This window comes from uncultured Cetobacterium sp. (assembly GCF_947039425.1).
GTDB lineage: Bacteria > Fusobacteriota > Fusobacteriia > Fusobacteriales > Fusobacteriaceae > Cetobacterium_A.
The window spans coordinates 1-8,111 of sequence record NZ_CAMQYW010000063.1; the positions used below are offsets into that span (position 1 = coordinate 1).

The 8,111-nt window shown below is 29.5% G+C and carries 9 protein-coding genes, 3 tRNA genes and 1 other annotated feature; all 12 genes read left to right on the forward strand.

Features of this window, described 5'->3' with window-relative positions:
- Nucleotides 1-1,458: 1,458 nt before the first annotated feature.
- Nucleotides 1,459-1,596, forward strand: a sequence feature (ribosomal protein L20 leader region).
- Between the two features lie 12 nt (nucleotides 1,597-1,608).
- Nucleotides 1,609-2,121 carry a translation initiation factor IF-3 gene (gene infC, locus Q0V09_RS05080; RefSeq protein WP_297405127.1) on the forward strand — a complete coding sequence of 171 codons (513 nt, stop codon included), beginning with the start codon at nucleotides 1,609-1,611 and terminating at the stop codon, nucleotides 2,119-2,121.
- A gap of 27 nt (nucleotides 2,122-2,148) precedes the next feature.
- Nucleotides 2,149-2,355 (forward strand): 50S ribosomal protein L35, encoded by a 207-nt coding sequence (rpmI, locus tag Q0V09_RS05085; protein ID WP_297487470.1) that lies wholly within the window; start codon nucleotides 2,149-2,151, stop codon nucleotides 2,353-2,355.
- Nucleotides 2,356-2,408: 53 nt separating this feature from the next.
- Nucleotides 2,409-2,759 carry a 50S ribosomal protein L20 gene (gene rplT, locus Q0V09_RS05090; RefSeq protein ID WP_297406744.1) on the forward strand — a complete coding sequence of 117 codons (351 nt, stop codon included), beginning with the start codon at nucleotides 2,409-2,411 and terminating at the stop codon, nucleotides 2,757-2,759.
- A gap of 112 nt (nucleotides 2,760-2,871) precedes the next feature.
- Nucleotides 2,872-3,444 (forward strand): hypothetical protein, encoded by a 573-nt coding sequence (locus Q0V09_RS05095; RefSeq protein WP_297406742.1) that lies wholly within the window; start codon nucleotides 2,872-2,874, stop codon nucleotides 3,442-3,444.
- Nucleotides 3,445-3,504: 60 nt separating this feature from the next.
- Nucleotides 3,505-4,038: a DnaJ domain-containing protein gene (locus Q0V09_RS05100; protein WP_297406739.1), complete on the forward strand. Its 534-nt coding sequence runs from the start codon at nucleotides 3,505-3,507 to the stop codon at nucleotides 4,036-4,038.
- A gap of 72 nt (nucleotides 4,039-4,110) precedes the next feature.
- Nucleotides 4,111-5,457: a bifunctional UDP-N-acetylglucosamine diphosphorylase/glucosamine-1-phosphate N-acetyltransferase GlmU gene (gene glmU, locus Q0V09_RS05105; RefSeq protein WP_297487472.1), complete on the forward strand. Its 1,347-nt coding sequence runs from the start codon at nucleotides 4,111-4,113 to the stop codon at nucleotides 5,455-5,457.
- Between the two features lie 5 nt (nucleotides 5,458-5,462).
- On the forward strand, nucleotides 5,463-6,416 hold the full coding sequence (locus Q0V09_RS05110) for a ribose-phosphate diphosphokinase (protein WP_297406736.1): 954 nt from the start codon (nucleotides 5,463-5,465) through the stop codon (nucleotides 6,414-6,416).
- An 83-nt stretch (nucleotides 6,417-6,499) separates the two neighbouring features.
- Nucleotides 6,500-7,135 (forward strand): L-threonylcarbamoyladenylate synthase, encoded by a 636-nt coding sequence (locus tag Q0V09_RS05115; protein ID WP_297406734.1) that lies wholly within the window; start codon nucleotides 6,500-6,502, stop codon nucleotides 7,133-7,135.
- Between the two features lie 15 nt (nucleotides 7,136-7,150).
- The gene (locus Q0V09_RS05120; RefSeq protein ID WP_297406733.1) at nucleotides 7,151-7,582 is read left to right on the forward strand and encodes a hypothetical protein; all 432 of its coding nucleotides are present in this window, start codon (nucleotides 7,151-7,153) and stop codon (nucleotides 7,580-7,582) included.
- A 100-nt stretch (nucleotides 7,583-7,682) separates the two neighbouring features.
- Nucleotides 7,683-7,758, forward strand: a tRNA-Thr gene (locus Q0V09_RS05125).
- A gap of 17 nt (nucleotides 7,759-7,775) precedes the next feature.
- Nucleotides 7,776-7,850: transfer RNA gene (locus tag Q0V09_RS05130), tRNA-Glu, on the forward strand.
- A gap of 18 nt (nucleotides 7,851-7,868) precedes the next feature.
- Nucleotides 7,869-7,953, forward strand: a tRNA-Tyr gene (locus Q0V09_RS05135).
- Nucleotides 7,954-8,111 lie beyond the last annotated feature (158 nt).

The window sequence follows — 8,111 nt, forward strand, 5'->3', positions numbered from 1 at the left end:
TACACGACGCTCTTCCGATCTATATTAGCAAAAGCATTAGAAAACAATGAAATTATAACTGGAAAAATTGTAAAAAGAATAAAAGGTGGATATGTTGTTGAAGTATCTTATCAACAAGGATTCTTACCTAACTCACTTTCAGAAATTCCTTTTAATAAAGGAGATGAATTTGTTGGACAGGAAGTTAAATTAGCAGTAAAAGAGATTAAAGAAGACAGAAGAGGAAAGAAAATACTTTTCTCTAGAAAAGAGATTGTAGCAGCAAAAGAGTTAGAAGCTTTAGAAAAAATAACTGAAAATGAAGTATTAAAAGTTACAGTTTTAGATGTTCTTGATTTTGGATTAGTTGTAAAAACAGAAGAGGATGTAAAAGGATTTATTCATATATCTGAAATAGACTGGAAAAAAACAACAAACTTAAAAGAGTTATTTGAAGCTGGAGATGTACTTGATGCAAAAGTAATAGAAATAGATAAAAATAAAAGAAACTTAAAATTATCAATAAAAGAGTTAAGTAGAAATCCTTGGGATATTTTAGTAGAGAAATATGCTGTAGATTCAGAAGTATTTGGTAAAATAACAAGAATTGTAAATTATGGAGCTTTTGTTGAAATTTTACCAGGAGTAGAAGGATTAGTTCATAGTTCAGATTTCTCATGGGTAAAGAAAAAAATAAATGTTAATAACTTTGTTAAAATTGGAGATGAAGTAAAAGTTATAATTACTGAATTAAATAAAGATGCAAAGAGATTAAAATTAGGAATTAAACAACTTTCTGCTAATCCTTGGGAAGATGCTGAAACTAGATTTGCAGTAGGAAATGTATTGACAGGAACTATTGTTGAAGTAAAAGCTTTTGGAATATTTGTTCAAGTAGAGGAGGGAGTAGATGGATTTATTCATAACTCAGATTTCGCTTGGGCAGGAACTAAAAAGTTCACAAAAGGAGATACTGTTGAATTTAAAGTGACAGAATTAAACTTAGAAGAACAAAAAATAAAGGGTAGCATAAAAGAGTTAGAAAAAAGTCCTTGGACTTTAGCAATGGAGCATTATTCTGTTGGAGATAGGGTTGAAAAAGAAATAAAAAATATTCAAGATTTTGGAATGTTTGTAAAGTTAGAAGAAGGAGTAGATGGATTTATTCCAACACAAATGGTGTCTAAAGACTTTATAAAATCTTTAAAAGATAAATTCCAACCTGGACAAATTGTAAAGGCTGAGATTGTAGAAATTGATTCGGAAAAGAAAAGAATTAAATTATCTATAAAAAAAGTAGAGTTAGAAGCAGAAAAAAATGAAGATAAAGAACTTTTAGAAAAATACGGAGTATCATCAAGTCAAGAGTAGTTTGAGTATATGAGTGCCCTCGTTTGTTGCGAGGGCAAATTAATAAAAATAAAAACCATTGACTTTTTGTGTAGTTATGCTATAATAATTGGAGACAATTGATAAAGATTAACAAAGAAGAAACTTCCTGTTTCTCACCATATGGGGTTAAACCTACATGATGGTATTTATAATTTGTTTAAGGTAACCCCTTAATAATTATTAGAGTATAACAGGAGAAATCGTTTCCTGTTTTTTTTATTTGGTTATCAGTAGGAGGTGTCTATTATTTCGGACAAAGTTAGAATTAATGAAAAAATAAGAGGTAGAGAATTAAGAATTATCTCTGAAACTGGAGATCAGTTAGGTATTATGTCATCGGCAGAAGCATTAGAGCTTGCTATGCAAAAAGAGTTAGATTTAGTTGAAATCTCTCCAAATGCAGCGCCACCAGTATGTAAAATAATGGATTATGGTAAGTTTAAATATGAGCAGACTAGAAAAGCTAAGGATGCTAAAAAAAATCAAAAACAAGTTATAGTTAAAGAGGTTAAATTCAGAGCAAGAATTGATCAACATGATATGGATACAAAAATAGGTCATGTACAAAAATTCTTAGCTAAAGATAATAAAGTTAAAATAACTCTTGTTCAGTATGGAAGAGAAAGAATGTACGCTGATCAGGGAATAGAAATGTTAAATCAGATATCTGATAGATTCGTTGAAATCGCAGATATTGATAAAAAATATAATGATAAGCAAAAATATTTAATCTTATCACCAAAAAAATAGTGAAGATTTGAGAGGAGGAACATTACAATGCCAAAAATGAAAACTCATAGAGGTGCTAAAAAGAGAATTAAAGTTACTGGAACAGGGAAATTCATCGTTAAGAAACCAGGAAAGAGTCATATCTTAACTAAGAAATCAAGAAAAAGAAAAAATAGCTTAAAGAAAGATACAGTTGTGACTTCAACATTAGAGAGACACATGAAAGCGTTATTACCATACGGAGTAGGAAGATAATAAGCTTTATATTCAAATTTTTGTAAAGAGTCAGATTTAGGAGGAGAATTTAAATGAGAGTTAAGACTGGAATAGTAAGAAGAAGAAGACATAAAAAAGTTTTAAAAGCTGCTAAAGGATTTAGAGGTGCGTCTGGTGACGTGTTCAAGCAAGCTAAACAAGCAGTAATGAGAGCAGAAGCTTTCTCTACAAGAGATAGAAAAGTTAGAAAGAGAAAGATGAGACAATTATGGATCATCAGAATCAACGCTGCTGCAAGAATCAACGGATTAACTTACTCGACTTTAATGAACGGATTAAAGAGAGCAGGAATCGAGTTAGATAGAAAAGTATTAGCTGATATCGCATTAAACAATGCTGCTGAGTTTGTTAAATTAGCAGACGCTGCAAAAGCTGCATTATAAGATAAAAAAGAGCATATGCTCTTTTTTTTTATATTAAAATCACTTAAATAAAACCTTGAAATATGATATAATGCCCTAAAGAGTAATTTTAAAAGACCTAAGGGGGATTAAAATGCTAAGAGGAAAGATATTAAATAGAACGAAGAATATAAAAACAGATTTATTCGAACGTGAACAAAACATAAGATGCAATCTTTTAACAGTGCCGAATGATTTAGATGAACTAGAAGAGTTAGCAATGGTACTGTTTTACAAAAAGGATTGTGAGGGGGCATTAGAACTTTGGGATAAGCTTTATAAAAGTGGAAAAAAGAACGAAATATCTATTGGATTTTTAGGTTATTTAAATTATGAACTTGGAAATTACTCTGATTCAATAAAGTTTTTTAACAAATTTTTAGATGAAAGTCCACAAGATTCTTTTGTACATTTTTTACTAGGAAATGCTTATTCTAGAATTGGTAAAATTATAGAAGCTATAAATAGTTATGATTTTTCCATATTTTTAGGATTAGATATGTATAAAACTCATTTGGATTTTGCAAAAGAGTATGAAGCTTTAGGAAGGTATAGTAAAGCTTTAGTAGAATATATAGCTGCTTTTGAAATAGATCCTAGAGATAAAAAAATTAAAAAGAAGATTTTAGAATTAAAAGAAAATATAGATAAAAATAAGAATAATTAAAATAGGGGATAGTAGTTCTATCCCTTATTTTATATGTATTATTTAGTAAGAGGAGTTGAAATGATAACATTAGCAATAGGATTAACATTTGCCATATTTTTTATAATAGCAATATTTTTTGGAATGACAAGAGCCATTAACGCATTACCAGTACTATTTGTACTTATGTTACTAGTATCTTTTTTTGGATTTATAATAATTCAATTTTTTCCAATTATATTGATAATAATAGCGGTAAATTATTTTAGAAATAAAAATAATCCAAATAAAAAGAAAAATTATTACTATAAAACATATACTCAAAAAGATTTTGAAGATATGTTTAGAAATCAAAGTGGACAATCTTATGGTGGAGGATACCAAGGAGGAGGTCATCAACAAAACAATCCTTTTGGTGCTTATGAGGATAAAAGTAAGTATTATAAAATTCTTGGAGTTGAAGAAGGCGCAACACATGAGGAGTTAAAAAAAGCATTTAGAGAGTTAGCGAAGAAACATCATCCTGATAAATATGCCAATGCTTCGGAAGAAACTAGAAATTTTCATGAGAAAAAGTTTAAAGAGATAAATGAAGCATATGAAAAACTTCAATAATAAAAGAAAATCGTTTGAAAAATACTTATATCGTATGGTACAATATAAAAGGCTAAAAATTTGGAGGATACTATGAGTTTAAAAACGTTAATTCTGGCTGCAGGAAAAGGCACTAGAATGAAGTCTGACTTACCAAAAGTTATACATAAAGTTTGTGGTGTACCAATGGTAAAAAAAATTGCAGATATTTGTAGTACAATTGGATCTGAAAATAATATATTAATTTTAGGTCATAAAAAAGAAGAAATTTTAAAAGTATTGGAAGATGTAGAGCATGTTGTTCAACTTGAACAATTGGGGACAGGTCATGCTGTAATGCAAGCCCAAGAAAAGTTAAAAGATCATAAAGGAACTGTTATGGTTTTATGTGGAGATACACCCTTATTGACAAGAGAAACATTGGAAAATTTATATAAAGAGCATAAAAAATCAGGAGCAGTAACAACAATATTAACATCAATTTATGAAAATCCATTTGGTTATGGAAGAATAGTAAAAGAAAATGATAACGTAAAAGCTATTATTGAAGAAAAAGATGCAACTGAAGAAGAGAGAAAAATTCAAGAAGTAAATGCAGGAGTATATTGCTTTGAAACACAAGAGTTATTAGAAGCTTTATCTAAAATAACAAACAATAATAAGAATGGAGAATATTATTTAACAGATGTTGTTGGAATAAATGTTTCTCAAGGTAAAAAAGTAAAAACTTATATTCTAGAAGATAATAACGAAATTTTAGGAATAAACTCTAAAGTTGAACTTGAAAAAGCTAACAGAATAATGAGAGAAAGAATAAATAAGTACCATATGGAAAATGGGGTTATTATAATAGATCAAAATAACACTTATATAGAAGAAACAGTAACAATAGGAAAGGATACAGTGTTATATCCAGGTGTATTTTTACAAGGAGATACATCAATTGGTGAGAATTGTGAAATTTTAGGAAATACAAGAATAATAGATTGTAAGCTTGGAAATAATATAAGAGTGGAAAGTTCAGTATTAGAAGAGAGTATTGTAGAAGATAAAGTTACAATTGGACCTTTTGCCCATTTAAGACCCAAGTCTCATTTAAAAGAGGAAGTTCATATAGGGAATTTTGTAGAGGTAAAAAAATCTACTTTAGAAAAAGGTGTTAAGGCTGGACATTTAACATATTTAGGTGATGCAGTAGTTGGAGAGCATACAAATATAGGGGCAGGGACAATAACTTGTAACTATGATGGTAAAAATAAATTCAAGACAGAAATTGGAAAAAATTCATTTATAGGTAGTGATACAATGCTTGTAGCTCCTGTAGTAATAGGAGATAATGCATTGGTTGGGGCAGGATCGGTAATAACAAAAGAAGTTCCTGAAAATGCATTAGCAGTATCGCGTAGCAAACAAGTTATCAAATTTAACTGGAGGAAATAGAGAAAATGGAAAAATCAGAGGTAAAAATATTTGCCGGGACATCAAATGTTGAGTTAGCTCATAAGATTGCTAAGAAATATGGGACGCCAATTGGTGATGTTGAAATTGTTAGATTTAAAGATGGAGAAGTTTATGTTTGTATTGATGAAACAGTAAGAGGAAGAGATGTATTTGTTGTTCAATCAACATCTGAACCTGTAAATGAAAACATTATGGAACTTTTAATTTTTATTGATGCATTAAAAAGAGCCTCAGCAAAATCTATCAATGTAATTATTCCTTACTATGGTTATGCTAGACAAGATAGAAAATCAAGACCTAGAGAGCCAATTACATCTAAGTTAGTAGCAAACTTATTAACAACTGCAGGAGCAACTAGAGTTGTTACTATGGATTTACATGCAGATCAAATTCAAGGATTCTTTGATATTCCAGTTGATCATATGCAAGCATTACCTTTATTAGCAAAACATTTTGTTGGGAAGGGTTTATATGGAGAAAATGTAGTAGTAGTATCTCCAGACGTTGGTGGAGTAAAAAGAGCTAGAAAATTAGCTGAATGGTTAGATTGTAAAATAGCTATAATTGATAAAAGAAGACCTAAACCAAATATGTCAGAAGTAATGAATCTTATTGGAGAAGTAGAAGGAAAAGTTGCAATATTCATCGATGATATGATAGATACTGCAGGAACAATAACAAATGGTGCAGAAGCTATAATGGCAAGAGGAGCTATTGAAGCATATGCATGTTGTACTCATGGGGTATTTTCGGACCCAGCAATTGAAAGATTACAAGCCTCTTGTTTAAAAGAGATTATTGTAACAGATTCAATAGCATTACCAAAATCAAAACAAATAGATAAAATCAAAGTGATTTCTGTAGATGAAATTTTAGCGGAAGCTTTAAGAAGAATAGTTAATAATGAATCTGTATCAGAATTATTTGAAAAGAAGTAAAACCTATAGAAAAGCTAGTATATACTAGCTTTTTTTTTTTATATATGATAAAATTATTTATAAATAAAGGAGGAACATATAATATGGAAAGATTAATTTTTACTAAGGAAAATATAAATTTTGAGAAAATAAAAGAGAAATTAAGTTGTGGAAATATTATAGTGTATCCAACAGATACAGTTTATGGAGTAGGAGCAAGTATAAATTCTTTAGAGGGAATTCACAGAATATATACTACAAAAGAGAGAAACTTTACCTCTCCTTTAATTGCTCTTATTAGTAAAGTTGAATATATAGAAAAAATTGCTATTATTGAAGATGAAAAAAAAGAAATTTTAGAAAAATTAGCTAAGAAATATTGGCCAGGAGCTTTAACAATAATATTGAACAAAAAAGAGAATGTGCCTGGAATTATGGTTTCAAATGGAGAGACTGTAGGAGTGAGAATACCAAATTTAAAAATAGCCCAAGAAATTATTGAATCTGTAGGGGGAATATTACCAACAACAAGTGCAAATTTTTCAGGAGAAAAAACGCCTAGAAGTTTTGATGAAGTTGATAATAAATTTAAAGAAAAAATAGATATTTTAGTTGATGGAGGGGAATCTCCTTTAGGGGTTGAATCAACAATAATTGATTTAACAAAGAAGTTACCAATTATTTTGAGAGAGGGAGCAATAAAAAAAGAAGAGATAGATAAGGTTATTGGAAAAATATAAAATTGGAGGAAAATAATGAAGGCACAGAAATTAAATACAAATAATATGAATCCTATGCAAATGAAGCAAGCATCAGTAATGAACGGAATGATGAATTCTATTAATAAAATAGGGAAAGGTAAAAGAAAATATTCAGTAAGTTTAGATAAAAGTACTAAGAAATTTTTATCAAAATTTATAGAAGAAGTAAAAAAACAATTTACAACTAATAATGCAACACCAAATATAGTTCAATTTTTAGATTATGTAAAAGCAACAGCAGATATAAAAGGACAAATGGAATTAAAAGTTTCGTATGAAGAATTAGAGTTTTTAACAAAGATGATCTCTGATTCAATAAGAGGAATGGAGTCAGTTAGTTTTAAATGGTACCAGTTTATAAAAAAAGGAATGACTAAAGTTATGATAAAACAATATAGAGAATTATTATCTCAATTAAAGAAATAATGAAACCATTGAAGTAGAGAAAATTTTCTACTTCTTTTTTTAAAAAAAATATTGACTTTTTTTATGCTCTAGGGTATAATTATAAGTGAGTAAAGGGAATGCCGCTTTAGCTCATCTGGTAGAGCAACTGACTTGTAATCAGTAGGTGATTGGTTCGACTCCGATAAGCGGCACCACTAAAATTCAATAGGATGCTCCGTTCGTTCAACGGTTAGGACAATAGATTTTCACTCTATAAACAGGGGTTCGATTCCCCTACGGAGTACCACAAAAATTAAATAAGTATGGTGAGGTTCCCGAGCGGCCAAAGGGATCAGACTGTAAATCTGACGGCTACGCCTTCGAAGGTTCGAATCCTTCTCTCACCACCACAATACTACACTAACCTGAAACAGTTTGAAGGATATGTGTGGATTTTTTTTTTAACGGATTTTTAAGAATAAATAAAAGAAATATAAATGAACCAGGAGGATATTCAAATGGCAAAAGCAAAATTTGAAAGAAGCAAACCACACGTTAATATCGGAAC